General features: G+C 53.7%; 23 protein-coding genes, 2 pseudogenes and 1 riboswitch. Of the genes and pseudogenes, 16 read left to right on the top strand and 9 right to left on the bottom strand.

Going from position 1 to position 24,724, the window contains the following annotated elements:
• Positions 1 to 201 precede the first annotated feature (201 nt).
• The 3 genes from AC6I8J_RS19650 (at position 202) to AC6I8J_RS19640 (ending at position 1,451) form a co-directional block, all read left to right on the top strand.
• A complete protein-coding gene (locus AC6I8J_RS19650; protein ID WP_161736703.1) occupies positions 202 to 426 on the top strand; it encodes a hypothetical protein in 225 nt (74 codons plus the stop codon).
• Positions 427 to 428: 2 nt separating this feature from the next.
• Positions 429 to 671: a hypothetical protein gene (locus AC6I8J_RS19645; RefSeq protein WP_161736704.1), complete on the top strand. Its 243-nt coding sequence runs from the start codon at positions 429 to 431 to the stop codon at positions 669 to 671.
• Positions 672 to 764: 93 nt separating this feature from the next.
• Positions 765 to 1,451 (top strand): RipA family octameric membrane protein, encoded by a 687-nt coding sequence (locus AC6I8J_RS19640; RefSeq protein WP_497825731.1) that lies wholly within the window; start codon positions 765 to 767, stop codon positions 1,449 to 1,451.
• Positions 1,452 to 1,666: 215 nt separating this feature from the next.
• Here the strand turns inward: AC6I8J_RS19640 and AC6I8J_RS19635 are convergent, their stop codons facing one another.
• Positions 1,667 to 2,716 (bottom strand): NAD(P)-dependent alcohol dehydrogenase, encoded by a 1,050-nt coding sequence (locus AC6I8J_RS19635; protein ID WP_497825730.1) that lies wholly within the window; start codon positions 2,714 to 2,716, stop codon positions 1,667 to 1,669.
• 111 nt (positions 2,717 to 2,827) lie between these two features.
• Here AC6I8J_RS19635 and AC6I8J_RS19630 point away from each other — a divergent pair, with 111 nt between their 5' ends.
• Positions 2,828 to 3,220: a winged helix-turn-helix transcriptional regulator gene (locus AC6I8J_RS19630; RefSeq protein ID WP_150037431.1), complete on the top strand. Its 393-nt coding sequence runs from the start codon at positions 2,828 to 2,830 to the stop codon at positions 3,218 to 3,220.
• Between the two features lie 30 nt (positions 3,221 to 3,250).
• On the opposite strand, the gene AC6I8J_RS19625 is transcribed toward AC6I8J_RS19630, so the two are convergent.
• Complete coding sequence (locus tag AC6I8J_RS19625) at positions 3,251 to 4,072, bottom strand: Cof-type HAD-IIB family hydrolase (RefSeq protein WP_222925796.1); 822 nt, start codon at positions 4,070 to 4,072, stop codon at positions 3,251 to 3,253.
• A gap of 254 nt (positions 4,073 to 4,326) precedes the next feature.
• Here AC6I8J_RS19625 and AC6I8J_RS19620 point away from each other — a divergent pair, with 254 nt between their 5' ends.
• Positions 4,327 to 5,589, top strand: coding sequence for a DUF1479 domain-containing protein (locus AC6I8J_RS19620; protein WP_497825729.1), 1,263 nt, complete (start codon positions 4,327 to 4,329; stop codon positions 5,587 to 5,589).
• 76 nt (positions 5,590 to 5,665) lie between these two features.
• On the top strand, positions 5,666 to 6,415 hold the full coding sequence (locus AC6I8J_RS19615; protein WP_285088585.1) for a DeoR/GlpR family DNA-binding transcription regulator: 750 nt from the start codon (positions 5,666 to 5,668) through the stop codon (positions 6,413 to 6,415).
• Here AC6I8J_RS19615 and AC6I8J_RS19610 read toward each other — a convergent pair.
• Complete coding sequence (locus AC6I8J_RS19610; RefSeq protein ID WP_222925769.1) at positions 6,412 to 7,428, bottom strand: LacI family DNA-binding transcriptional regulator; 1,017 nt, start codon at positions 7,426 to 7,428, stop codon at positions 6,412 to 6,414. The two genes, AC6I8J_RS19615 and AC6I8J_RS19610, sit on opposite strands and share 4 nt — an antisense overlap.
• Before the next feature lie 258 nt (positions 7,429 to 7,686).
• On the opposite strand from AC6I8J_RS19610, the gene ascF reads away from it, so the two are divergent.
• From ascF to AC6I8J_RS19580, 6 genes are all read left to right on the top strand, one after another.
• Positions 7,687 to 9,153 (top strand): PTS cellobiose/arbutin/salicin transporter subunit IIBC, encoded by a 1,467-nt coding sequence (gene ascF, locus AC6I8J_RS19605; protein ID WP_161736710.1) that lies wholly within the window; start codon positions 7,687 to 7,689, stop codon positions 9,151 to 9,153.
• Between the two features lie 36 nt (positions 9,154 to 9,189).
• A complete protein-coding gene (locus tag AC6I8J_RS19600; protein ID WP_222925768.1) occupies positions 9,190 to 10,620 on the top strand; it encodes a 6-phospho-beta-glucosidase in 1,431 nt (476 codons plus the stop codon).
• Positions 10,621 to 10,681: 61 nt separating this feature from the next.
• Positions 10,682 to 10,784: riboswitch (TPP riboswitch) on the top strand.
• Positions 10,785 to 10,852: 68 nt separating this feature from the next.
• Positions 10,853 to 11,554 carry a TenA family protein gene (locus tag AC6I8J_RS19595; RefSeq protein WP_222925767.1) on the top strand — a complete coding sequence of 234 codons (702 nt, stop codon included), beginning with the start codon at positions 10,853 to 10,855 and terminating at the stop codon, positions 11,552 to 11,554.
• Positions 11,551 to 12,291: an ABC transporter ATP-binding protein gene (locus AC6I8J_RS19590; protein ID WP_161736054.1), complete on the top strand. Its 741-nt coding sequence runs from the start codon at positions 11,551 to 11,553 to the stop codon at positions 12,289 to 12,291. Before AC6I8J_RS19595 ends, AC6I8J_RS19590 begins: the two co-directional genes overlap by 4 nt.
• Positions 12,288 to 13,043, top strand: a complete 756-nt coding sequence (locus AC6I8J_RS19585; RefSeq protein WP_497825728.1) for an ABC transporter permease — start codon at positions 12,288 to 12,290, stop codon at positions 13,041 to 13,043. The genes AC6I8J_RS19590 and AC6I8J_RS19585 overlap by 4 nt, the downstream gene beginning before the upstream one ends.
• A 23-nt stretch (positions 13,044 to 13,066) precedes the next feature.
• Positions 13,067 to 14,002 carry an ABC transporter substrate-binding protein gene (locus AC6I8J_RS19580; protein ID WP_222925765.1) on the top strand — a complete coding sequence of 312 codons (936 nt, stop codon included), beginning with the start codon at positions 13,067 to 13,069 and terminating at the stop codon, positions 14,000 to 14,002.
• 36 nt (positions 14,003 to 14,038) lie between these two features.
• Here the strand turns inward: AC6I8J_RS19580 and AC6I8J_RS19575 are convergent, their stop codons facing one another.
• Together AC6I8J_RS19575 and AC6I8J_RS19570 are read right to left on the bottom strand one after the other, a co-directional pair.
• Complete coding sequence (locus AC6I8J_RS19575; protein ID WP_497825727.1) at positions 14,039 to 15,811, bottom strand: sensor domain-containing phosphodiesterase; 1,773 nt, start codon at positions 15,809 to 15,811, stop codon at positions 14,039 to 14,041.
• Between the two features lie 161 nt (positions 15,812 to 15,972).
• Positions 15,973 to 17,190 (bottom strand): FAD-dependent oxidoreductase, encoded by a 1,218-nt coding sequence (locus tag AC6I8J_RS19570; protein WP_497825726.1) that lies wholly within the window; start codon positions 17,188 to 17,190, stop codon positions 15,973 to 15,975.
• A gap of 270 nt (positions 17,191 to 17,460) precedes the next feature.
• Here AC6I8J_RS19570 and AC6I8J_RS19565 point away from each other — a divergent pair, with 270 nt between their 5' ends.
• Together AC6I8J_RS19565 and clcA are read left to right on the top strand one after the other, a co-directional pair.
• Complete coding sequence (locus AC6I8J_RS19565) at positions 17,461 to 17,664, top strand: YicS family protein (protein WP_497825847.1); 204 nt, start codon at positions 17,461 to 17,463, stop codon at positions 17,662 to 17,664.
• Between the two features lie 154 nt (positions 17,665 to 17,818).
• Entirely contained in the window at positions 17,819 to 19,147 is a 1,329-nt protein-coding gene (gene clcA / locus AC6I8J_RS19560; RefSeq protein ID WP_237566735.1) for a H(+)/Cl(-) exchange transporter ClcA, read from the top strand.
• Between the two features lie 19 nt (positions 19,148 to 19,166).
• Here clcA and AC6I8J_RS19555 read toward each other — a convergent pair whose 3' ends face one another.
• From AC6I8J_RS19555 to AC6I8J_RS19540, 4 genes and pseudogenes are all read right to left on the bottom strand, one after another.
• The gene (locus AC6I8J_RS19555) at positions 19,167 to 19,691 is read right to left on the bottom strand and encodes a phenolic acid decarboxylase (protein WP_161736048.1); all 525 of its coding nucleotides are present in this window, start codon (positions 19,689 to 19,691) and stop codon (positions 19,167 to 19,169) included.
• Between the two features lie 160 nt (positions 19,692 to 19,851).
• Positions 19,852 to 20,052 (bottom strand): annotated as a pseudogene (locus tag AC6I8J_RS19550) (VasL domain-containing protein); the annotation flags it as partial.
• A gap of 18 nt (positions 20,053 to 20,070) precedes the next feature.
• The gene (locus AC6I8J_RS19545) at positions 20,071 to 20,343 is read right to left on the bottom strand and encodes a hypothetical protein (protein WP_497825725.1); all 273 of its coding nucleotides are present in this window, start codon (positions 20,341 to 20,343) and stop codon (positions 20,071 to 20,073) included.
• A gap of 1,441 nt (positions 20,344 to 21,784) precedes the next feature.
• Complete coding sequence (locus tag AC6I8J_RS19540) at positions 21,785 to 22,465, bottom strand: type 1 glutamine amidotransferase domain-containing protein (RefSeq protein ID WP_497825724.1); 681 nt, start codon at positions 22,463 to 22,465, stop codon at positions 21,785 to 21,787.
• 161 nt (positions 22,466 to 22,626) lie between these two features.
• Here AC6I8J_RS19540 and AC6I8J_RS19535 point away from each other — a divergent pair, with 161 nt between their 5' ends.
• Together AC6I8J_RS19535 and AC6I8J_RS19530 are read left to right on the top strand one after the other, a co-directional pair.
• Entirely contained in the window at positions 22,627 to 23,544 is a 918-nt protein-coding gene (locus AC6I8J_RS19535; protein WP_161736045.1) for a LysR family transcriptional regulator, read from the top strand.
• 154 nt (positions 23,545 to 23,698) lie between these two features.
• Positions 23,699 to 24,455: pseudogene (locus AC6I8J_RS19530) on the top strand (transposase); the annotation flags it as partial.
• Between the last annotated feature and the right edge of the window lie 269 nt (positions 24,456 to 24,724).

Raw genomic sequence — 24,724 nt, 5'->3', positions numbered from 1 at the left:
AATTGTCCGCTCAAGTGTACCGCATCCAGGCCCCATTAACGCAGCAAATGGCAGGCTCATATTCCCTCACGTCCCTGCTATCAGGTAATTTCTCTGAAAGGCGCGCCTTAGCCCTGTTAAAAATAAGGTTATCTCTTAATATAAAACTAATGTTCATCAGGTTTACTGGTAGTGACCACGTACTGCCGAGGAGCTGAAGGAATGATTAAAGAGACCGATCGTCTGTCACAGGCGTTATTACGGCGGCATGGGATTGGCGTCAAGCAGAAACGTATACACTTTCGTGGCAGGGATTTATTGTTTCAACTGCATAATGCCCGCTATGAAGTTTTCAATGGCGATCGCTGTATCGCGACCGTTGAAACGAATAATATCAATGACGCGATTAAGCAGTTTAAAGCGCTGGACAACCCTGCGGAGAAATAAGCATGCCAGCTTACCGTCTGTTCCAGAAAAACCAGACAGTCAGGGCCGTGAATCATGTCAGCCAGGATCAGCAGGACCGGTTAGTAGCGGAAGGCTATAAAGAAGTATGGGACGTGGTCAATGCTGATAACGCTGATGCGGCGCTTTTGCGCTATCAGCAGTTGCGTCACGATGAGGGTAACGCTGCGCAGAACTTTGCAACGGATTCGCTGTTCAGCTCTCTTCTGGGTCTGATATCCCGCTGAGTCAGCATGGGGCTGCAGGTTTACGGGCGAAGTTACTGTTAATTCATGCTGTGCTGATTAGAATAGAGAAAATTTCCCGTACACAGGTTTCTGATGAAAATCACTATTCACAAAGAAGATGAGCTGTTTATGCACAACTTCTTTGCTGCACCCTGCGATACCTTTGATACAGACTCACTTGAGGCACAACACATTCAGCAATCGCTTCAGCTGGCCATCCAGCAGAAGAATGCAGAGGCAGACAGCGACTGGAAGCGCAGCCTGACTTTTCTGCTGTTGTTTCTCTTTTTATATGCTGCGCTGGGTGCCTCGCTGACGCTGGATCTTAGCACCAGAGGCGCTGCGCATAAGAGTATCGAATATGCGCTGGAAGCCATTCCGGTGCTCATCGCCTTCTCGGGCTTCTTCATCTCCATTCTTTATCTCTTCCTCACTCGCGCCAGCGCGCGGAAGCAGCGTAACTGGGAAAAAAGTATTCTGGTGCTGGAGAAGTACGCCATCGGTAACCTGTTTAAAGCAACGCATACTCAGGGTGGCGGCACCAGCAATTACTCTGTGTCCAGTCTTTCAATTTCGCTCGCACTGTTTATCTGTGTAACCTGGCTGGTGATTTATAACTATCTGACGTTTACCACCAGCGGCGTTTTTGGCAGTGTGATTTCGCTTTTCATCAGCACGATGGTTTATGTCATTCTGGATATCCAGCTGCTCAAGCCGTTTATTCATGTAGTTGAGCAGGATCAACCCGAAAAGAGTAACGCGGATAAAAAGCAGGATTAGCTGACAGCGTCAGGTAGCAATGCAGATACCCGGTCATCGAGCCGGGTATTTTTTTGCCCGGCTTTTGCTGTCAGACTAACTGAGTATCGGGGCTGATGCAGGCACGCTGTTAAGCTTACAATTAAAAGTATGTTGTAACTATAAACCTTACTTTTTTCGTGTTCACCTCTGCCGCTTGAAAGAAAATGACCCGCTTTTACGGCGGGCCAGGCGAGTTACCAGCGGGTTTTCTGCATATCGATAACGAAACGATATTTCACATCGCTGGTCAGCATGCGTTCAAAAGCAGACTCCACCTCTTCACCGGTGATCATCTCTACGTCAGCCGTGATGTTGTGTATGCCACAGAAGTCGAGCATCTGCTGCGTCTCCTGAATGCTGCCGATCGAGGTGCCCGTAATACTCAGTCGGCGGAACACCATTGGCGTGACATTGGGTGACGGATGCGGTTGATCGGGTATCCCCACCAGCACCAGCTGACCGTTGGTTTTCAGCGTGCTGAGATAAGGATCGAGGTCATGAGGGGCAGCAACACAGTCGAGGATAATATCCAGCGACGCCTGACATCCTGCCATCTGGGCTGCGTCTCGCGAGATCACGACGTTTTTGGCACCCAGCCGACGCGCATCTGCGCCTTTCGCCGGAGAGGTCGTAAACAGGGTCACTTCTGCACCCAGCGCGCTGGCCAGCTTAACCGCCATATGGCCCAGTCCGCCCAGACCGACCACCCCTACACGATCGCCTGCTTTAACATTGAAGTGCTGTAAGGGTGACCAGACGGTCACGCCAGCGCACAGCAGTGGAGCCACCGCGTTCAGCGCCAGATTATCCGGCACTGTGACCACAAAATGCTGGTCGGCGATAACGTGCTGCGCATAGCCGCCAAACGTCGTGTTGCCGGTATATTTATCGGTGCCGTTGTAGGTCGGCGTGAAACCCGCCTCGCAGTACTGCTCTTCGTGCTGCTGGCAAAAGTGACACGTCCGGCAGGAATCGACCATCACGCCAACGCCAACCGTCTCTCCAACAGAGAATTTAGTGACGTTGTCACCTATTGCTATCACGCGACCCACAATCTCGTGACCGGGCACCAGCGGATAACGGCTGACGCCCCATTCATTGCGCGCCATATGGAGGTCAGAGTGGCAGACGCCGCAGTAGAGAATCTCAATTTTTACATCATCAGCCTGCAGATCGCGTAACTCAACCTCACCTGTCCGGAGCGGTTGATCTGCCTGAGTAGCGACCAGCGCATTAATTTTCATCTGTTGCCTCTTCTTACCTGATGGTCGTAAAAGAAAGCGGCACACTATAGACACACGGAACCGCTTTTGATAGTAGTTACCTTTTGGTTACCATGAAATGGGATGGCGATTATGCCAGTCTGGGTTGACGGGAAACTCTGTTTTTATGCGGACTCACCGCCGCGCCGCCTGCTGGAACTGTTTTCGGTGAAGTGGAGCACAATGGTGCTGCATGCGCTTTTTCACTGGCCGGACAATCGGGCGCGCACGGGCGAACTGGAGCGTAGTCTGCAGGGCATCTCGAAGAAGATGCTGATTCAGACGCTGCGTGAACTGGAACAACGCGGCCTCGTGTCACGCCATGTCTGGCAGGTGGTGCCGCCAAAGGTGGAATACAGCCTCACCGCGCTGGGCCATACCTTCGCACAGCCGATTGAGCAGATGTATCAGTGGGGACTGGAGAATCAGGCTGCGCTGGATGAAATGGAAAATCATGCGCGCAGCCATCAGGAGAGTGGCGGATAACACGCCGTCCGTTATGCAGGTTACCGCCTCTTAGTCGAACGGGAATTCACGCGCCAGCACGCGCGCAATCACATTCAGCGCGCCTTCATCATTGTTGCTCTGCGTCTGGTAGCGTGCCACGGCGGCGACAGCGTCGGCCGCATTGGCCATTGAGAAACTGAAGCAGGCCTGGCGCAGCATCTCGATATCATTCGCGCTGTCACCAATCGCCAGCACTTCACAATCACTGATGCCCCATTTTTCCTGTAACAGCGCGATGCCGTGGGCTTTATGGCAACCGGGAATGATGAGGTCAATAAAACCAAATCCGCTGGAAACCGGATGCATGATATTTTCCAGCTCGCCCAGACGGGCATGCAGGCGTTGCAGCAGTGCCTCTACCCCTTCATGTTCCAGCTTAAGCGAAAACTTGAAAATGGTGTCGTCAATGGCATAGAGGTCATCCCGCTTTTCCAGACGATGATAGTGGTTTGCCAGCTGGTCCATCACCTCGTCAGAGGCAGAAGAATGCATATAGGCACCCTTCCGTCCACACACCACCACCGCGATGTCCGGTTCATGTGCCAGAATATCGAGAATCTTGTGCACCTTCTCCTGCGCTAACTCACCACAGAAAATCTCTTCATTGCAGTCAGAGACCCAGGCGCCATTTTCTGCCACGAAAGCGATCTCATCTTTGATGTCGGGAAAATAGCGCTGCAGCTGGTAATACTGATTACCACTGGCCACCACAAAACGGATGCCCTTCTGCTTCAGCAGCGCATACTGACGTGAAAACCGCTGAACGTTGTACTGCTTATTATCGTCCAGAAAGGTGCCATCCATATCCACCGCAATCATCTTAACCGCCATCTCGCCTGCCCCTTTACGTTCGCCGTTCTGTCCTGTCGGCTGATTGATTTGATTCATAAAGCTTACTCGCTGTGTGGATTAATGAGAATGCAAATAGTGACTTTGCTAACGGCTTTCAGAGCGTTCCGGTTAAGAAGTTGTGTTACAACGCACGTTTTTTATCGTTAAAAGGATGTTAACCTCGACCGCAAATTACGAATGAAGGTTATTTTAATTACATTCGTAACTCAACCCCAAATTGTGAGGAGTGTGAAATGCGTAATGAATCCCGAGCAACACCTTTGCCTGATGACGTTAAGCGCGCTATCCGCGAGATGAAACAGCAGCTACGCCAGCAAATCGGTGACGTGGACGCCCTTTTCCAGCAGGTGTGCGATAACATCACTGCTGCAATTGCTGAAGCAAAAGCGGACGAGACGCGAACCGGCACTGCCTGGCCGATCGTGCCGATGCAGGACATTACAGAAGGAAAGGTTTCGGATGAAACCCGTTCACTGATTAAACGTCGCGGCTGTGTCGTGATCAGGCAGCACTTCGATCGTGACCAGGCGCTGGCGTGGGATAAGTCGATGCTCGACTATCTGGATCACAACCGTTTTGATGAGCAGTACCGCGGTCCCGGTGATGACTTTTTCGGCACGCTCGCTGCCTCACGTCCCGAAATCTATCCGATTTACTGGTCACAGGCGCAGATGGAAGCGCGGCAGAGTGCGGCAATGGCTGATGCGCAATCTTTTCTGAACCGGTTATGGACAGTTAACTCTCAGGGCAAACAGTGGTTTGATCCCAATATCAGCGTCATCTATCCCGATCGCATCCGTCGCCGTTTGCCGGGCACCACGTCGAAAGGATTAGGTGCCCATACCGACTCCGGTGCGCTGGAACGCTGGTTACTGCCGGCTTATCAGCAGGTTTTCAGCAAGCTGTTTCACGGTGATTTTGCCGCTTACGATCCCTGGGATGCGGCACATCGTACCGACGTTGATGAGTATGATCTGCCTGGCACGACTAAGTGTTCTGTGTTCCGCACGTTTCAGGGTTGGACGGCACTCTCCGATATGATCCCCGGTCAGGGTCTGCTGCATGTGGTGCCGGTGCCCCAGGCGATGGCGTATATTCTGCTGCGACCGCTGCTTTCCGATGTACCTGAAGATGAACTCTGTGGCGTCGCGCCGGGTCGGGTATTACCTGTCAATGCGCAGTGGCATCCGCACCTGATCGCAGGACTCTGTTCAATCCCGGCTCTGGAGGCGGGCGATTCAGTATGGTGGCACTGTGATGTGATCCATTCTGTTGCACCGGTGAAGGATCAGCATGGCTGGGGCAATGTGATGTATATCCCCGCTGCGCCGATGTGCGATAAAAACCGCGCCTATGCCCGGCGGGTTGCGCAGGCACTGGAACAGGGACGTTCGCCGGATGATTTTCCGCCGGAAGATTATGAAGCCGGGTGGAAGCAACGTTTTAAGCCGGAAGATCTGAATAGTAACGGACGTTGTTCACTGGATTTAGACTGACCCTGACCCCGCGTTGTGCACCGGCGCGGGAGATTCCCTGATACACTGCTCCTTTTATTCCTGACGAAACCCAATTATGAATCCGCGACATCACCAGATTATTCAAATGGTTAACAGCCGGGGCAGCGTAACGGTTAGTGAACTGGCGCAGCTGACCGGTGTTTCTGAAGTGACGGTGCGCCAGGATCTCACGCTGCTGGAACGCGACCGGCTGCTGCGCCGGGTGCATGGCTCCGCGCTGGCGCTGGACAGTGACAATGTCGGCACCCGCATGAATACCCGCTATGCCACTAAGCAGGCGCTGGCGCAACACGCCGCCAGCCTGGTGCAGCCGGGTGAATCGGTGTTCATCGAAGGGGGCAGTACCAATGCGCTGCTGGCACGTGCGCTGGCTGACCGTGCCGATCTCACACTGATTACCGTCAGCCACTATATCGCCCAGCTTCTGCGGGACGCCACCTGTGAAGTGATTGTGCTGGGTGGATTGCTGCAGAAAAGCAGTGAGTCGGTGGTAGGCCCGCTGACGCGTTACTCTATTCAGCAGGTCCATTTTCACAGAGCGTTTGTGGGTGTGGATGGCTGGCACCCGGAGACCGGTTTCACCGGCCGCAATATGCTGCGCTGTGATGTGGTGGATGCCGTGCTGGCGAAAGGTGCTGAAAGCTATGCCCTGACCGATTCCTCTAAATTCGGGCAGATTCACCCTTATCCGCTCTCATCCGGTTACCAGGTCGGCCATGTGATTACCGATGAGACGCTGGATGCCGGAACCATCGCACACCTCAGGGAACAGGCCATTGAGGTGATACAAATCGCGTCAAATTAAGCGGACCAGGGGCCTTTAGTAACGGAATCGCGCAGCATCAGGCTGGCCGTAAAAGGCGCCTGACTGTGCCAGTCACCGCCATCCAGCATGGTCAGCAGGCGGTTAATCGTTTCATCGATCATCTCCGTCACCGGCAGCTTCATACTGGATAAAGACGGCGTGATATAAGGTGCCAGCGGAATATCATCGAAGCCTATCACCGATACCCGATCGGGCACCGCGATGCCACATTCGGTCAACCGCTTGATGGCACCAATCGCCATCTCATCATTACTCGCCACCAGCGCAGTAAAGGGGACGTTGCGGTCCAGCAGACAGTCCATTGCCGCCATGCCGCTTTGCGCCGTCCATTTCCCAGCCACAATACGGCGGTCGTCGGCTTCAATACCTTTAGCAGCCAGCGCAGCGCGATAGCCGGAAAGACGCTCGACGCCGGTCGGCGAATCCAGCGAACCGGTGATAAACGCGATATCGCGATGTCCCTGACTCAGCAGATGGCTCACCGCTTTCGCGCTGCTGGTATGCTGATCGCTGTAAATGCAGTAGCTCTGGTTGACGCGTAGCCGCCGGTTAATGACCAGTATCGGCTGTTTATGGCGGGAGATAATAGCATCCAGCGCGTCGATACTCAGAAAGCGCGGGTAGATAATGATGCCGTCACAGCGCAGGTCGAGCAAAAACTGAATCGCCGCTTCTTCCTGCTCAGCGGTGTGTTTACCATCTGCCAGAATCAGCTGGCGGCCCTGCTGCTCCATGATGCGTGCGGAGTGCGCCATCAACTCAGTGAAATAGCTGCCGCTATAGAGCGTATTGGTGATCACCAGTCCGATGGTCTGAGACGTTTTAGTCGCCAGGTTGCGGGCCAGCAGATTGGGACGGTAGCCGGTTTCGGCAATCGCTTTTAACACCCTTTCACGCTTCTCCTGCCCGACATAGCCATTGCCAGAAAGCACACGTGACACTGTCGCTTTTGAGACGCCTGCTCTCTCTGCCACTTCCTGAATCGTTGCCATGGTGAATTTCCCTCGCTGCGTCGCTCTGCAGTCTACCCAAGCCTCTCAATATTGGAAATATTTACCCTGTCCGCTGGCGCAAATACCTGATTCGCTGGGTGTGATGAAGTTCACAAAAAAGAAATCTGGCTGATTTATCACCTTGTCGTCTCAAAGAAAGCACTTCATGATTTTGTGAAACCGGTTTCCTATTTACCTGATAGCAGCCGCTAAAAACATAAAAATGCTAACCGATTTACCCTACAGAGAAGAACGATCATGCCCATGAACTATGCCGAGGTGTCACGCGCCATTGTCGATGCGCTAGGCGGCCTCACCAATATCGAAGCTGTCACTCACTGCATGACGCGTCTGCGGTTTGTGGTGAAAGATGAAACTCGGGTCGACTATCCCCGCCTCAAAGCGATTAAAGGTGTCATGGGTGTGGTGCACAACGACACGCAGTGCCAGGTGATCATTGGCAATAACGTCTCTCAGGCTTACCAGGCGGTACTGGCACTGGGATCGCCCGGTGCGGTAGCCCCTGAACCGGTGAAGCGCAAAATCACCCTGCGAAGCATCGGCGCGGGCATTCTGGATGCGCTGGTGGGCACCATGTCACCACTCATCCCGGCGATTATTGGCGGGTCGATGGTTAAGCTGCTGGCGATGATTCTGGATATGGCTGGCGTGTTTGAGAAAGGTTCGTCAACGCTGGTGATCCTCAACGTGATTGGCGACGGCGCATTCTTCTTTCTGCCTGTCATGGTGGCAGCCTCTGCGGCGCTGAAATTCAAAACCAATATGTCGCTGGCGATCGCGATTGCTGGCGTACTGGTGCATCCCAATTTTGTTGAGCTGATGGCAAAAGCGGCGCAGGGTCAGCACGTTGAATTCGCTTTCATTCCGGTGACGGCGGTGAAATATACCTACACGGTGATCCCGGCACTGGTGATGACCTGGATTCTGTCGCACATCGAGCGCGGCGTGGACCGTATTACCCCGGCCGTTACCAAAAACTTTCTGAAACCGATGTTGATTGTGCTGATTGCTGCCCCTATCGCGATTGTGCTGATTGGCCCGATTGGCATCTGGATCGGCAGCGGCATCTCTGCGCTGGTTTACACCGTGCATGGCTATCTTGGCTGGCTTTCCGTCGCGATTATGGGTGCCATCTGGCCGCTGCTGGTGATGACCGGGATGCATCGTGTGTTCACACCGACCATCATCCAGACCATTGCTGAAACCGGCAAAGAGGGCATGGTGATGCCGTCAGAAATTGGTGCCAATCTCTCGCTGGGCGGATCGTCGCTGGCAGTGGCGTTCCGCACTAAAAACCGCGAACTGCGTCAGACGGCACTGGCAGCAGCAGCGTCTGCCATCATTGCCGGCATTTCTGAACCGGCGCTGTATGGTGTGGCGGTTCGTCTGAAACGTCCGCTGATCGCCTGTCTGATCAGCGGTTTTATCTGCGGCGCGGTCGCGGGCATTGGCGGGCTGGCCAGCCACTCAATGGCCTCACCGGGCCTTTTCACCAGCGTTCAGTTTTTTGACCCCAGCAATCCCATCAGTATCGTCTGGGTCGGTGCGGTTATGGTGTTGTCGGTGGTGCTGTCGTTTGTGCTGACGCTGCTGTTAGGGTTTGAAGATATTCCTGAAGCGGAAACTGAAACGAAATCCGAATCCGCTACCGCCGCGCATCCCGCGCCGCTTACCGAACGCACCAACGCGATTAATAGCCACTAAAGGAAAGGGTCATTCTGACCCGGAAAAGAGGATTGCATGTCTGATTCAAGGTTCCCGCAAGGATTTTTATGGGGCGGCGCGTTAGCCGCCAATCAGAGTGAAGGCGGTTTTCGTGAGGGCGGAAAGGGCGCAACCACCGTCGATATGATCCCGCATGGCCCACACCGACTGGCGGTCAAACTGGGTCTGGAAAAGCGCTTTACGCTGCGGGATGATGAATTTTATCCCAGCCATGATGCCATTGATTTCTATCATCGCTATCCGGAAGATATTGCGCTGATGGCGGAAATGGGATTCAGCGTATTTCGTACGTCAATTGCCTGGAGCCGCCTCTATCCAAACGGTGATGAACTGACGCCCAATCCAGAAGGCATCGCTTTTTACCGTGCCGTCTTTGAGGAGTGCCGGAAATATAATATCGAACCGCTGGTTACGCTCTGTCATTTCGATGTGCCGATGCATCTGGTGACCGAATATGGCTCATGGCGCAATCGCAAAATGGTCGACTTCTTTGCCCGCTATGCCCGCAGTTGTTTCGAGGCGTTTGATGGCCTGGTGAAATACTGGCTAACCTTTAACGAGATCAATATCCTGCTGCACAGCCCGTTTTCCGGTGCGGGTCTGGTGTTCGAACCGGGTGAGAATAAGGAGCAGGTGAAGTATCAGGCGGCGCATCACGAACTGGTTGCCAGCGCGCTGGTTACGCGGATCGCGCATGAAGTAAATCCAGCAAATCAGATCGGCTGTATGCTGGCAGGCGGCAACTTTTATCCGTGGTCCAGTAAACCAGAGGATGTCTGGGCGGCGCTGGAGAAGGATCGTGAAAACCTGTTCTTCATTGATGTGCAGGCACGCGGTGCCTATCCGGCTTACGCCGCCCGCGTGTTCCGGGAAAAAGGCGTTACGCTTGAGATCGCTGATGGCGATGCCGATATCCTGAAAAATAGCGTCGACTTTGTTTCGTTCAGTTATTACGCCTCTCGCTGCGCCTCGGCGGAAATGAACGAACAGAACAGCAGCGCAGCCAATGTGGTGAAATCCCTGACCAACCCCCATGTGCCACGCAGTGAGTGGGGCTGGGGCATCGATCCACTGGGCTTACGCATTACTATGAATATGATGTATGACCGTTACCAGAAGCCACTTTTCCTGGTAGAGAATGGCCTGGGGGCGCGCGATGAAATCGACGCGAATGGCGAGATCAATGATGATTATCGTATCAGCTATCTGCGTGAACACATCCGCGCCATGGGCGATGCCATTGAAGATGGCGTGCCGGTGATGGGTTACACCAGCTGGGGCTGCATCGATCTGGTTGCCGCCTCAACCGGTGAAATGAGCAAGCGCTACGGTTTCGTCTACGTTGACCGCGACGACCTGGGTAACGGCACGCTGGCGCGCACGCGCAAAAAGTCTTTCTGGTGGTATAAGAAAGTGATTGCCAGCAACGGGGCCAATCTTGAGTGACATTGTCACTGAATAACGCGTACTGGTGTCGTTGTACTCCAGCAATAAATATCGTATAACGAATGTCTCCGAGGGGTGTCCTGTCATGGGCTGAGATGGCGCAAGCCGAACCCTTTGAACCTGATCTGGGTCATGCCAGCGAAGGGACGGGTCGGCAGATGTTCTGCCTCATCTCCTGCTTCATCCCCTGTTCCAGACCTTATGCCCGGATCTCCCTGTTACTGGAGATCCTATGTCACATCCGCTTTTCGAAACCGGTTTTTATGGTCGTCTGCGCCAGCAGGCGGGCACGCAATGGCACGATTATGTCAGGCACAATTTTGTGCAGCAGCTCGGTCAGGGTACGCTGCCACCCGCCGCTTTCCGCCACTATCTCACCCAGGATTATTTGTTCCTGCTGCACTTCGCCCGTGCGTGGGGCCTGTTGATCAGTAAGCTCTCTGAACCGGCTGCTTTACGCAGCGCGACGGCATCGCTGAACGCCATTATCAGCGAACTGCCGCTGCATCTGGCTTACTGCCAGCAATGGGGCATCAGCGAAGAGGCGGTGGCGAGCGAACCTGAGGCAATGGAAACAATCAATTATACCCGCTACGTGCTGGACGTGGGTCACACCGGAGATGCGCTGGCGCTGATGACGGCGCTGATGCCCTGCGTCGCCGGTTATGCGGAAATCGGCCTGAGGCTGCTGGACAATCCTGCGACCTGCTTTGAGGGGAATCCTTACGCGGCATGGATTGAGAATTACGGCGATGAGTCCTACCTGACGGGCGTCGGTTCCTCACTGTTGCTGTTTGAAACTTTGGCTCAGCAGCGCGCCGGTGAACAACGTATTAACTCACTGTCGGAGATTTTTACGACCGCAACCCGGCTGGAAGCGGCGTTCTGGCAGATGGGTCTTAATCATGCTGACGGTCTGCGGGGCAGCTCATGAAGCCGCTGAACGATGCCGTGCCGCCGGGTATTTCCGTTCGCCAGCTCTGCCTGACGCTGGATCAGCAGCCATTGTTCAGCGAGCTTAATCTGGAGATCGCGGGTGGTGCATTTACCGCTTTGCTGGGTGCCAGCGGCGTAGGTAAAAGCAGCCTGATGCGAGTGATTGCCGGTCTGACGCCGCCCACTTCGGGACAAATTAAGGGCAGCGATGGTCTGCCGCTGGCCGGGCGCATCGCCTGGATGGGGCAACAGGATTTGCTCTATCCCTGGCTGACGGTGGAACAGAACGTCTGCCTCGCCAGCCGCTTGAAAGGTGAGAAAGCCGATCGTGATCTGGTGCAGCATCTGCTGGCGCGGGTTGGCCTGAGCCACTGTGCCCGTGCGCGACCTGCGACACTTTCGGGCGGTATGCGTCAGCGGGTAGCGCTGGCGCGTACCCTCTATACCCGTCAGCCCATTGTACTGATGGATGAGCCCTTCTCGGCGCTGGATGCACTGACCCGGACACAGATTCAGACTCTGGCGGCAGAAGTGCTGGCCGGACATACCGTGCTGCTGATCACTCATGATGCCGCGGAAGCCTGTCGCCTCGGTCATCACCTGCTGGTAATGGGTTCAGCAGGCATTGAAACCTGCCCGCCACTCCAGGGCCAGCCACCACGGGCAGCAGACGATACCAGCGTGATCCAGAGTCAGGCCACCTTGCTGAAACAGCTAAGCAGGCTGGGCGGATGAGATTACGTTTCGCCGCGCTTCGCCGTGGAGTCATGCTCTCTGCCGGATTGATTACGCTGTGGTGGCTCGCCACACTCACTTCCGTTCCGGCCTTTCTGCTGCCCTCGCCCGCTGCGGTTGCTACCGCACTGTGGGACAACGCTGGCTATCTCGGCCATCACAGCCTGATCACCCTGACTGAAATCCTCATCGGTATGGCGCTCGGCGTGCTGCTGGGCGCGGTGCTGGCACTGGGCATGACCTTTTCGCCGTGGTTACAGCGCTGGATGATGCCGCTGGTGATCACCAGCCAGGCGATTCCGGTATTTGCCCTGGCACCGCTATTGGTGCTCTGGTTTGGCTTTGGCATGAGCGCCAAAGTCGCGATGGCGGTACTGGTGATCTTCTTTCCTGTTACCTCCGCTTTTTTTGATGGCCTGCGTCGCGTCACGCCTGGCTATCTCGATCTGGCTCGCACGATGGGCGCTTCACACATAGCACAACTGCGTCATGTCCGGCTGTTAGCCGCACTGCCCGCCCTGGGTTCGGGCTTACGGATGGCAGCGGCCGTCGCGCCGATCGGTGCCATCATTGGTGAATGGGTCGGATCGGCTGAAGGGCTGGGCTACGTGATGCTGAATGCCAACGCCCGGATGCAGAGCGACCTCTGTTTCGCTGCCCTGTTTATTCTGGTGCTGATGACGCTGACCCTCTGGCTGATCATCGACCTTCTGCTTCGCCGCCTGATTACCTGGATTCCCGAGCCACACTGACGACCCTACTGATGAGACAACCTATGACTAAAATGCCCCTGTTTGTCCTGCTGTTCAGCGCCTCCTTAGCCTCGCAGGTTCAGGCGATGGAAAAACTGACGCTGGTGCTCGACTGGTATATCAACCCCGACCATGCACCCATTATGGTGGCTCAGCAAACCGGTGCGTTTGCGGCAGAGGGTCTGGAGGTTAACATTGTGCCGCCTTCCGACCCTGCGCTGCCGCCGCGTCTGGTCGCCGCTAAGCAGGCGGACTTAGCGATAACGTATCAGACGCAGCTGCATTTTTTCGCCGACCAGGGCCTGCCGCTGATGCGTGTGGGCACGCTGATTAATACGCCACTGAATACGCTGATGACGCTGGACAAAACGGTGAAAAAACCAGCGGATTTGAAAGGAAAACGTATCGGTTATTCCGTCAGCGGCATTGAAGAAGCAACGCTGGCGACCATGCTGAGCCATGACGGCATTAAGGCCGATCAGGTAAAGCGGGTTAACGTCAATTTTCAGCTCACCAGCGCCCTGATGACCGGGCAGGTTGATGCGGTGATAGGTGGCTATCGCAATATCGAAGCTCTGGAGATGAAACTTGCTGGCAAAGATCCGGTGGTGTTAAACGTCGAGGATTACGGCGTGCCGGCCTATGATGAGCTGATTATCGTTGCTAACCGTGATGAGGCGCATGCAGAAAAAATTAAAAAGTTTCTGCGGGCACTGAAAAAGGGGAATGCACAGTTGCAGGCTCACCCTGAAGAGAGCTGGCAGGCATTTGCACAGGCGCATCCTGAGCTGAATACACCGCTAAACCATCAGGCATGGCAGGCTACGCTGCCGCTGTTCGCCGCCGATCCGGCAAAACTGGATCGCGCACGCTATCAGACTTATGAGCAGTTTTTGTTTGATAATAAGCTGATTAAACACATCACTCCGGTTGAGCGTTACGCTATCGGCAGTGAGTGATAAGCGCGCCCGCAGCGAGTGCTGCGGGCGGGTTGACTAGCGTGACTTCTGATAAAGCCAGTGTTCAATGTCGCTGGCTGGCAGCGGTTTTGAAAAGAAGTAGCCCTGAATCTGATCGCAGCCGTAGGTTTTAAGCAGTCCCAGCGTGGCTTCTGCTTCCACACCCTCGGCCAGCACGGTGTAATTCAGCTCTTTCAGCATTTGGATAATGCATCTGACGATGATTTTAGATGCGTCGTCTTCGCCCATACGCGAGATCAGCGATCGGTCGATCTTAATCACATCCAGCGGGATATCCTGCAGGTAGCTGATATTGCTGTAGCCGGTGCCGAAATCATCCAGAGAGACCATAAAGCCGTGCGACTTCAGCGCTTCCAGCCCTTTGATCGCCACATCACTTTTGGTGATCAGCTCATTCTCAAGACACTCAATACCCATAATCGAGTTAGGTAACTGCGCTGCCGCTAATTTCGCCACCAGCTGATCGGCAAAATCGGGCCTGGCAAAGTCGCGTTCACTGACGTTGATCGAGACCGGAATCAGGTCGTACTCGCGATTCCAGCGCGCCAGCTGCTCAACAGCGTGATCGATAACCCAGTTGGTCAGATCGGAGATCAGGTTGGTTTTACCGGCTAACGGAATAAATTCTGATGGGAAAAGCTCACCCCGCTCAGGGTGATTCCAGCGGATCAGGGCCTCCAGCCCGACCGTTTTACCGGTTTTGAGACACACTTTAGGCTGCCAGGCGAGATACAACTCTTCATCTTTATTCAGCGCCTGAGCCAGATCATTCATGATCAAAAAGTCTTCGGTGCGCCGCGAGTCGTAACTCTCATCAAACGACATCGCACTGATGTTCTCATCAATCGCTTCATGTAGCGCGCTAACGGCCTGACGTACCGTTTCGTTGGCATCCATCTGTCCCGGTACAAACTCTGTTTCGCCGGTAAAGACATCCAGATCGAGCGTGATATTTTCCGCCAGATCGGCCCGCATGCCTTTGAACAGATCGCTTATGTTATGCGCTGAATAACGGCCTGAGTAGGGCTGAACAAGGGCGAAACGGCCTGGGGCGAAAGTATAGAGCGTCTCATTCTCCGGAAGATTGAGCCGGTGTGCCACATCCTGCGCCATCTGCCTGAGTAATTTCTCCATCGGCGCAATACCCACCGCACGGGAAAGCTCATAGGCACGAATGATGTCGAGGCAGTCGATAAGAATCAGGCGAAAGCGGCTCTGCGGTGCGACAAGGGTAAGTTGCTGAATATCACGAATCAGGCGTGGGCGATTCGGCAGGTGCGTAATGACGTCGGCAAAACCCGCGTTGTTCCAGGCATCCAGAAAAGAGGTGACCAGCGTAGCCAGTGAGCGCAGCGTGGCGAGTTTCTCATCCGTAAAGGGATGTGGCTGGGTATCGGTGACGCAGAGCGTGCCCAGCACCGCACCGTCGAGGTTCTGCAGCGAGACACCGGCATAGAAACGAATATGCGGATCGCCTTTCACAAACGGGTGCGTGACAAAGCGCTCATCCAGTAAGGTGTCAACCACCACCAGATGTCCCTCACCATCAACGACGTGGCGGCAAAGAGATTCATCACGGGTCGATTGTTTAAGATCGAAGTTCCGTGACGCTCTTATGTATTGATTATTATCGTCAATAATCGAAATGAAGCTGCCTGAAATACCCAGCACCTGACTGGCGAGATTCACGAATCTCTCCAGCACCTTATCCCGGATTTCATCCGGCGACAAAAGTGCCTTAATTGCACTCAGGCGTTTTACGTCGCTGCCGTTTTGCTCGTTATGCACTGAAACCTCTCCTTTGCAGGCGCAAAAATCGAAAATAATTTAGCTTAATAATGCTCAATTAGCGCCCAATTATCAGATAAATAGCGGCTCAATCTGACAGTACTTTCACAGTGAAACAGTGTCGCACGATATCTGATTGCTGTCGAAATCATTTAACGCACTTACTTCATACGCGCAACCTGTGGCGACTCCGTTCGGAAGCCCAGACCAATCAGACGACCCAGCACAAAACGCAGAAACGGCAGGCGTTGGATAATCGCGGGAACCTTGCTGCTTCCCGCAGGTTTTCTTCTGGCTTTATTACGGCTCATCTTGATCTGCAAAAACTGCGTGGCAACGGTAGGGAACTGACGGCGCTTCTGCACTTTTTCCAGGTCGCGCAGCTGCAGTTCTCCCCGCTTCAGAGGATCGGTCAAAAGATTCGCCGTCGCCACCGCATCCTGAATCGCCAGATTGACGCCAACCCCGCCAATCGGCGACATGGCATGCGCCGCATCACCAATGCAGAGCACACCGGGTTTCGCCCACTTGCTCAGGCGGTCGATACGTATCGACAACAGTTTGAACGCCTCCCAGCTCTCGATTTCCGTCATGCGCGCCGCCTCAAAAGGCGACACCGCCGCCACCTCTGCTTTAAACGCGTCGAGACCGGCGGACTGTTTCGCCTCAAACTCCCCTTTCGGAATGGTCAGACCGCACTGCCAGTAATCGCCACGATCGATAACAATAAAGTTCTGCTTCGGCCCTTTATGCCCCATGCCCAAATCGGGATCCTGCGCCTGCTTACTTAAGCGGAACCAGATGACATCGCGCGCGGCGCCAAATTCCTGTCCGATCAGCCCGGCCGCGTCGCGTACGCGCGAATGGCGACCGTCAGCACCGACCACCAGTTTGCAGCGGATATGCAACTGCTGATTGCCGCGTGAAGCCGTCACGCCGATGACCGTGCCATTTTCTTCAATCAGCGACCCGAAGGCAGTCGACTGCAGCAGACTGAAGCCCGGATAGCGGGCACTCTGCTCTGCCATATAGTTCAGGAAATCCCACTGCGGCATGAAGGCAATAAAACGACACTGAACAGGCAGACGTGAGAAGTCGGCCATCGTAATGCTTTGTCCTGCAATTTCCGCTTCCAGCTTTTCGGCACGCTGATGCGGCAGCGTCAGGAAAGATTCCAGCAGTCCGAGCTGATGCATGATTTCCAGCGTCGAAGGGTGGATGGTGTCTCCGCGAAAGTCGTGAAGAAAGTCAGCATGCTTTTCGATGACGACTACACGCACTCCCGCGCGGGCAAACAGATAACCCAGCATTAACCCGGCCGGGCCACCGCCGACGATACAGCAGTCAGCGGTAAGAATTTCAGTGGAATGTGACTGCATGTCAGCTCCCTGTCGCGCCAGTATTACTATGATTATTGCGTCAACCGTGGCGACATTGCTGCACCCGGTCGATGGTGCTGTGCTCAGGCTAATCACTCAATGCGATTACACTCAACTGAAAACTGCCGAAGAGCCTTTCCTGTCCTCAGCAGTCAGGAGATCATCATGAACGTGATTCGCAATACGTTATTTATACTGCTTTCAGTCTGTCCCATGCTTGAGGCCGCCGGGCCTTATCAAAGGCTGCAGTTTACACTGCGTCAGTAGCAGATAACCGACAATCTGCGCCAGACGTGTCAGCTACCGCCAGCCTTCTCCGATGAAAAACTGCGCCAGACATTTCTCAATGACAAGCATAACCTGAAACAAAATCAGCTCACGCTGACCGCCGCGGCTCAGGCGCTGAAAAACCAGGACAATCCAGCCTACCGCGAACGCATGGCACAAGTGGTTTGTCCACCGCAGACCGAATAACTCATTTCCCGGCTGAAATTGATCCTGACGTTTGTTTTCACCTTATCACTCAGTAAACTGGCACGCTGGTCTGATTGAACAAAGATGCCTCTCAATGAATGAAGAATCACCGCAGCCGGTTTACGTTCCCCGTTCTATCGCGGCGCGCAGCCGGATGTTTCGCGCCCTGCTCTATCGTGACAAAACGCCGCTGGCGATGCTGTTTTGCGCCGCGCTGGTCGGTACGCTGGTCGGTCTGGCGGGCGTGGCGTTTGCCCGGGCCGTTGAAACAATACAGCAGTGGCGCGCCGCTACGCTTATCCCCGCACAGTTTCAGGGCTGGCTGCTCTACGCCGCCGCTTTTGCCATTTCGGCCTTGCTCGCGATGGTCGGCTATTTTCTCGTCAGACGTTTTGCGCCCGAAGCGGGTGGTTCCGGCATTCCTGAAATTGAAGGGGCGCTGGAAGAGCTAAGACCTGTGCGCTGGTGGCGGGTGATTCCGGTAAAATTTTTTGGCGGCATGGGCACGCTGGGTGCCGGGATGGTACTGGGACGTGAAGGCCCGACAGTGCAACTGGGTGGCAATATCGGCCGCATGGTGATTGATGTTCTGGGGATGCGCAGCAACGAAGCGCGTCATACGTTGCTGGCAACGGGTGCGGCAGCAGGCCTGGCCGCCGCGTTTAATGCGCCGCTGGCAGGCATACTGTTTATCATCGAGGAGATGCGTCCTCAGTTTCGTTATAACCTGATTTCGATTAAAGCGGTGTTTACCGGTGTGATTATGGCAAGCATCGTGTTTCGCTGTTTCAACGGCGAACAGGCGGTGATCTCCGTTGGCAAACTGGCTGATGCGCCAGTACAGACGCTGTGGATGTATCTGGTGCTGGGTATGATCATCGGCATGGTAGGCGTGCTGTTTAACCGCCTGATATTTATTACGCAGGACCTCTTTGCTCGCTTTTATGCCGGCAAAACGGCACGCGTAGTGCTGGCGGGTGCATTACTGGGTGGTGGCTGCGGTGTTCTGGCGCTGCTGTTCGCGCCTGGCGCAGGCGGCGGCTCAGAACTGATTCCACAGGCGGTTCATGGTGTATTTCCGTTCACCCTGCTGCTGCTCATCTTCATGGTCAGGCTGGTCACTACCCTGCTCTGTTTTGGCTCAGGTGCGCCGGGCGGTATCTTTGCGCCGATGCTGGCACTGGGAACGCTGCTCGGGACAGCTTTTGGGGTAGCGATGACGGATCTGTTCCCGTTATATCATCTGGACGCGGGAACCTTTGCTATCGCCGGGATGGGCGCACTGTTTGCGGCTTCGGTAAGGGCACCGCTAACCGGGATTGTGCTGGTGCTGGAGATGACCGATAACTATCAGCTGATATTGCCGATGATTATTACCTGCCTTGGGGCTACGCTGCTGGCGCAGTTTCTGGGGGGGAAACCACTCTATTCATCCATACTGGCCCGCACGCTGGCACGCCAGGCAGAAGCGACCCGCCCATAGCGGCGGGTCGTGCTATCAGTTACTTACCATCAAAATAGTCAGCAGGCATCTGCCCCGGTGCCTGATTAATGACTTCATCATTATCCGGCCCTTCGTTTTTCATGTAAGTCACTTTCGCAAACTCAGGAATGATCACATAAGGATAGGCCGGGCCTTCGTCGCGGAATCGGTGCATATCTTCAATGAAGTCATTCTGATAGCAGATGGTTTTTTCCGGATGCTGACCTTCTCCGGCAATCCACTGCGGGAAGAAAATTGTCCCGTGAAGCAGGGTACGATTGAGATCAAACAGCAGGCTGACGCAGGTGCCGGTGGGTTCATGCCAGTCTACTTTATAAATGCCGGGTGCAAACTGCACTGCGTGCATTTTCTGGTTAGTCACCCAACGACCGCCCACCAGCCCCTGATGAATACGATAGTCGCAGGTCGTTTCATTGCGGGCGTACCACTCATATTTCCAGCCATTATCGTAGGTATAGACAAAATGTGTGCCAACGAACTGGGAGAGATCGCCGGAGATATCTTCTAAAGATTCTGTAGACATTTTAACCTCTGTTAAATAGCGCATAACCTATGCGCCGATGGATTTAATAAAAGCTAAAGCGCAATTAATCGGTGAATATTGACTATGGCGCAGATTATCGATTTTGCCATAAGCGACCCGGCAGACATTTGATCGTCCCAGTGCTTATCGCTGTCCGTCATCACTCTGACTGGTTTTTAATCAGCGCATAGCGGTTCTGCAACTGAGTAAACTGCATATCGACCTGCGCCAGCTGTGCTGCTCTTCCTGATGTCGTACTTTCTGACTGCCCCAGCTGATAAAGCTGCTCTTCGAGTGGAACTGAACGGCTGAAGTCCTGTGTTATCGTGAACACCATCGATTTCAGTTCCGAGCCGGTGGATACCTGCCTTTGCGCTCATCAAGCATATTCAGGCGGTATGTCAGTGCCTGCAATCTTCCATCCCCTGATGCCAGCCGGATAATGATTCTGTGGGTGTGCATTTCCCATAAGGTGCTGCTGCCACTGCGCTTTAAGCGTCTCTATTTGGACAGATCCAGCTCTGGCGGCGAGCACAAAGCCATACACCTGTCGCCACAATGGCGGCAGCTGCGCCAGCGTTGTCAGTACGTGCGCATCGACGATAGCCGGTACGGGACTGAGCGGCTGCGGGGCGACTTTTAGCAGCTCCACAGACCGCCCGCACCCAGAACCAGCATGGTCAGCATACCCGCAGCGAAAGTCCGCCATGCCCGCCGGAGAGACGCTATCGGGGGTACCACCAGGTTCGCTGACGTCACTGTCAGTGGGAAATGTTGAAAATGGCTTACCCTGCCATGACACATTTCTGATTTTAAACATTGAGTGATGAGCAGAACCGGGATCAGAAGCGAGTACATTCCATTTACTGACTGAATTATTAATGTTGTGAATTATTTTTGATTTTTACGGATCAGCGCTGGACGGTATTCGTCAAAGAACGCCTTGCGATGGTACAGCCGCATCTGCTCTGCCATATAGTGGATATGTCTTGTGATGGGTCAACGTGATGTTCATTGCTGATCTCAGCGATGAGGGTGTTGCGCCGAGTAAATGCCCGCAGTCATTCCAGATGACAGTGCTAAAGCCACACCTTGTGAATACTCTCAGCAGAGCAAGGAGCCCTGATGCGAAGCGATGGAGAGGATGCATGAATTGGAGTAAAATTAAGCATGCGCGAATGCGGCAGGTAGTGGTTAACGGGAAAGAATTCGAAAATGACAACGAATAATGAGACCCCTGAAAAATCTGACAGACAGGCTCAAATGATAAAAGCCCTGACTGAAATAGTCAGGGCTTTTAAGGTACTACAGATTTAGCATTTAACATTAACTAACTTAATTGATAGGTACTGCTTCGGTACTGCTATTTATGAACAGATCCTGCGGATAATAATGATCACGATACAGAAATGTCACTATTATTAGCGGTTTCAACCACCTGATAGTCTTTCAGGAGACAAAGACAGGTCAGGCCCGTATAAATCTGCACACCCCCATCGCGATATAGACTCTTTGATGCGTTGCCTTACTTTCATTACGACGTTTAAACCGCAATCGTATCCTGTCGTAACGTAACGTTCAGAACTACGAGGCCTTACATCATCGCGACGCGATACTACAAGCGTCCTGTTGCATGCTTTTTGCTACTAACATCCAACTACAGACTTCTTAAAGACTTACTTGGACTCCATTTAACAGGGTTATCATTAACTAACGAACAGTTTCAAAGAACAGTGTTTAACAGAACCACCGACAACTTCAACTGAAACATTTGTCGGCACCTTTACTCATAACGCCTTTGGTTTTTCAGTCTATCAGGGCAACTGCTTGCCGCTGATGAGTCCTACTTTACGGATATGAAAAATGATGTCAACACTGGTTTTAAAAACATGTTTATATTTTCAGTGGAACTCGAGGACTTATATTTTCGTCTGAAAACGTATCTCAAATTTATTATCAATGTTAAGAAAAATAAAACCCTGATTTATTAAATACAAATAATTTACACCGTCACTATCAATCTTCTCACTTAATACCCGCAATAAAGAAAGGCGCCCGCAGGCGCCCTCAGAACACAGCATGCTGTAAAACGCTTATTTCGCCAGTTTTGCCAGTAAAACTGTGGCAGTCTCGGCTGAAGAACCTGGGTTCTGTCCGGTAATCAGCAAACCGTCCTGCACAGTGTAGGATTGCCAGTCATCACCACGTGAGTAAAGACCGCCATTCTGTTTCAGCACATCTTCCACCAGGAAAGGTACGACGTCAGTCAGGCCAACGCCCTCTTCTTCGCTATTAGTAAACCCGGTTACTTTCCTGCCTTTTACCAGCGGTGTGCCATCGGCGTTATTCACATCACGCAGAACACCTGGCGCGTGACAAACCAGCGCCACCGGCTTACCAGCCTGCAGGGTTTGCTCAATCAGCGAAATGGAGTGTTTGTCGTTTGCCAGATCCCATAAAGGACCATGACCGCCCGGATAGAAAACAGCATCAAACGTTTCCTGATTAACCGTATCAAGCCTCACGGTCGAAGCCAGCGCGGCCTGAGCTGCAGAGTCCGCATGAAAACGGCGAGTTTCATCAGTCTGAGAATCCGGCTCATCACTTTTTGGATCGAGTGGCGGCTGTCCGCCCTTCGGTGAAGCCAGGGTAATTTCAGCGCCCGCATCCAGGAATGCATAATAAGGTGCCGCAAGTTCTTCCAGCCAGAAACCGGTCTTCTTGCCAGTGGTGCCCAACTCATCATGCGAGGTCAAAACCATTAAAATTTTCATTTATGCTCCGTATAACAGTCAGTCGGTCTCACGTGTAAAGATAGTCAGAACCAGCGCGTGAACCGCTATCTTCTGTGTTGACCCGTTAATCATGGCGCGTTTCAGAATATTTATGAAATTTATTTCTTTAATTTTAGATATTCACATAGAATTATAACTTAATGAAATATGATCTGAATTTACTGCCAGTTTTGCTGGTTATGATAGAAGAGCGCAACGTCACTCGCGCCGCAGAGCGGCTGGGTATTACCCAGCCGGCACTTTCTAATGCATTAAACCGGCTGCGGGAAACGCTCAACGATCCCCTGTTTATCCGCGAGCGCTACGGTATGCGCCCGACACCGAAAGCGGAACAGCTGGCCCAGGTGGTCGGTACTGCCCTGTCATCCATCGACAAGGTGATCCTTGGTCAGCAGGACTTTGATCCGCTGCACGCCACCCGACTCTTTACCCTCGCACCTAACAGCTATGTTGAATTCATCATGATGCCTGCCATTGTGGCGCGTCTTCATGACTGCGCACCCGGTATCAGGCTTCGCCTTACCCCTTTTGGCAACGACGTAACGGAAACCGGCGTAATTTCAGGCAATACTGATATGGTGCTGGGTCGTATCGTTGAACCTCCTGATAATCTGGTTGTGCAGCACCTGATGAATGAAGGTCTGGCATGTGTGATACGCGCAGATCATCCGCTGGTAGGCGAAAACCTCAGCGCAGAACAGTATGAGCAGCTCAAACACGTTAATGTCCTGCCGCCTGGCCGCATGCGCGCAGGTTTATATCAGGCACTTGAAAAGCGCGGCCTGCGTCGGCAGGTTGCCGTGTCAGTGACACATTTTCTGGCTGTACCGGAGATGATTGCGGTCACGGACTACTGCGCGACCCTGCCTCGCCTGATCTGTCAGCATCTTTCCCGAGATCAGCGGCTCAGAATTGTTCCCGCGCCTGTTGATCTCGGCATTTTTCCGGTTGAAATGGGGTGGCATGCGCGCTATCGCGACGATCCTGCACATCGCTGGTTCAGGGGTTTAATTGCAGAAACAGCCCACGCGCTGGCCGACCCTCAAATAAAGAGTTAGCACGCTCACCGCTTCCTGACTAATAGTTAATTTTGATAGGGTTAACAGGGGTTACTACTGTCCCCATCGGAGGCTAATACCCTTGACCTGCTCCCCGTTGATGAGTACACACCAATGTCAGTAATGTCTTCATAAGCCACATGAGGACATCCCCATGAAGAAGCGTTTTTCCTGCGAACAGATCATCAGTATCCTCCGCGAAGCTGAAGCCGGGATTTCTGCCCGTGAGCTCTGCCGCAAGCACGCCATTTCCGACGCCACCTTTTATACCTGACTCAGGAAGTATGGCGCTATTGAAGTGCCCGGGGTTAAGCGGCTTAGTCACCTGTAGACGAGAACGCCCGCCTAAAGAAGCGGCTTGCCCAAGCCATGCTGGATAAGGAGGCGCTTCAGGTGGCTCTGGGGCGAAAGTACTGACGACAGATCAGAAACGGGAAGCCGTTGAGTTTATGTGTGATGCGACCGGTCTGTCGCAACGTCGTGCCTGCAGGCTGACAGGTTTGTCCCTGTTGACCTGCCGTTATTCATCCCAGCGTCCGGCGGCTGATGCGCATTTATCAGGGCGCATTACTGAACTGGCACTGGAGCGCAGGCGTTTTGGCTACCGCCGCATATGGCAGTTACTGCGCCGTGAAGGGCTTCTGGTTAATCACAAGCGCGTGTACCGCCTTTATCATCTGAGAGGGCTGGGCGTAAAACGCAGACAACGTCGTAAAGGGCTGGCAACAGAACATCTGCCGCTGCTCCGCCCGGCGGCGCCCAACCTGACCTGGTCGATGGATTTTGTCATGGACGCGCTCGCCACCGGTCGCAGGAACAAGTGCCTGACCTGGGTGGACGATTTCACAAAGGAATGCCTGACGGTCACTGTTGCCTTCCGGATTTCAGGCGTGCAGGTCACGCGTATTCTGTCAGACAGGTCCACAACGCCGTTCGTCTGTGTCAACTTCCTGGCCGCGTGATTGGCAAGTCTGGCCAGCGCTTTGGTCGGTGCAAATCCCACGCCGATTATCAGCCCGGTTTCCTTTCAGATACGCTCGCGCATCTGCTGGCCGAATGTCTCGAGCGGGATAATGCCGCCAATCCCGATAACGTCCAGAAAAGACTCATCAATGGAGTAAACGTCCTGACCCGCAGCCATCTACCCCAGTATGGCCATCATGCGTGCTGACATGTCGCC

This window comes from Pantoea sp. X-Soil-ISGK-355, assembly GCF_059730805.1.
The sequence above is the reverse complement of the archived record's forward strand: the minus strand, read 5'-3'. Positions and strand labels throughout refer to the sequence as shown.

Bases quoted from the DNA above. Each gene is read 5' to 3' on its own strand.
- AC6I8J_RS19630 (WP_150037431.1), top strand. From the start codon at position 2,828: ATGCCAGTCTGGGTTGACGGGAAACTCTGTTTTTATGCGGACTCACCG.
- AC6I8J_RS19645 (WP_161736704.1), top strand. From the start codon at position 429: ATGCCAGCTTACCGTCTGTTCCAGAAAAACCAGACAGTCAGGGCCGTG.
- AC6I8J_RS19540 (WP_497825724.1), bottom strand. From the start codon at position 22,465: ATGAAAATTTTAATGGTTTTGACCTCGCATGATGAGTTGGGCACCACT.
- AC6I8J_RS19620 (WP_497825729.1), top strand. From the start codon at position 4,327: ATGCGTAATGAATCCCGAGCAACACCTTTGCCTGATGACGTTAAGCGC.
- AC6I8J_RS19615 (WP_285088585.1), top strand. From the start codon at position 5,666: ATGAATCCGCGACATCACCAGATTATTCAAATGGTTAACAGCCGGGGC.
- AC6I8J_RS19610 (WP_222925769.1), bottom strand. From the start codon at position 7,428: ATGGCAACGATTCAGGAAGTGGCAGAGAGAGCAGGCGTCTCAAAAGCG.
- AC6I8J_RS19580 (WP_222925765.1), top strand. From the start codon at position 13,067: ATGACTAAAATGCCCCTGTTTGTCCTGCTGTTCAGCGCCTCCTTAGCC.
- AC6I8J_RS19570 (WP_497825726.1), bottom strand. From the start codon at position 17,190: ATGCAGTCACATTCCACTGAAATTCTTACCGCTGACTGCTGTATCGTC.
- AC6I8J_RS19625 (WP_222925796.1), bottom strand. From the start codon at position 4,072: ATGGCGGTTAAGATGATTGCGGTGGATATGGATGGCACCTTTCTGGAC.
- AC6I8J_RS19555 (WP_161736048.1), bottom strand. From the start codon at position 19,691: ATGTCTACAGAATCTTTAGAAGATATCTCCGGCGATCTCTCCCAGTTC.
- ascF (WP_161736710.1), top strand. From the start codon at position 7,687: ATGCCCATGAACTATGCCGAGGTGTCACGCGCCATTGTCGATGCGCTA.
- clcA (WP_237566735.1), top strand. From the start codon at position 17,819: ATGTTTCGCGCCCTGCTCTATCGTGACAAAACGCCGCTGGCGATGCTG.
- AC6I8J_RS19600 (WP_222925768.1), top strand. From the start codon at position 9,190: ATGTCTGATTCAAGGTTCCCGCAAGGATTTTTATGGGGCGGCGCGTTA.
- AC6I8J_RS19585 (WP_497825728.1), top strand. From the start codon at position 12,288: ATGAGATTACGTTTCGCCGCGCTTCGCCGTGGAGTCATGCTCTCTGCC.
- AC6I8J_RS19590 (WP_161736054.1), top strand. From the start codon at position 11,551: ATGAAGCCGCTGAACGATGCCGTGCCGCCGGGTATTTCCGTTCGCCAG.
- AC6I8J_RS19535 (WP_161736045.1), top strand. From the start codon at position 22,627: ATGAAATATGATCTGAATTTACTGCCAGTTTTGCTGGTTATGATAGAA.
- AC6I8J_RS19650 (WP_161736703.1), top strand. From the start codon at position 202: ATGATTAAAGAGACCGATCGTCTGTCACAGGCGTTATTACGGCGGCAT.
- AC6I8J_RS19635 (WP_497825730.1), bottom strand. From the start codon at position 2,716: ATGAAAATTAATGCGCTGGTCGCTACTCAGGCAGATCAACCGCTCCGG.
- AC6I8J_RS19595 (WP_222925767.1), top strand. From the start codon at position 10,853: ATGTCACATCCGCTTTTCGAAACCGGTTTTTATGGTCGTCTGCGCCAG.
- AC6I8J_RS19640 (WP_497825731.1), top strand. From the start codon at position 765: ATGAAAATCACTATTCACAAAGAAGATGAGCTGTTTATGCACAACTTC.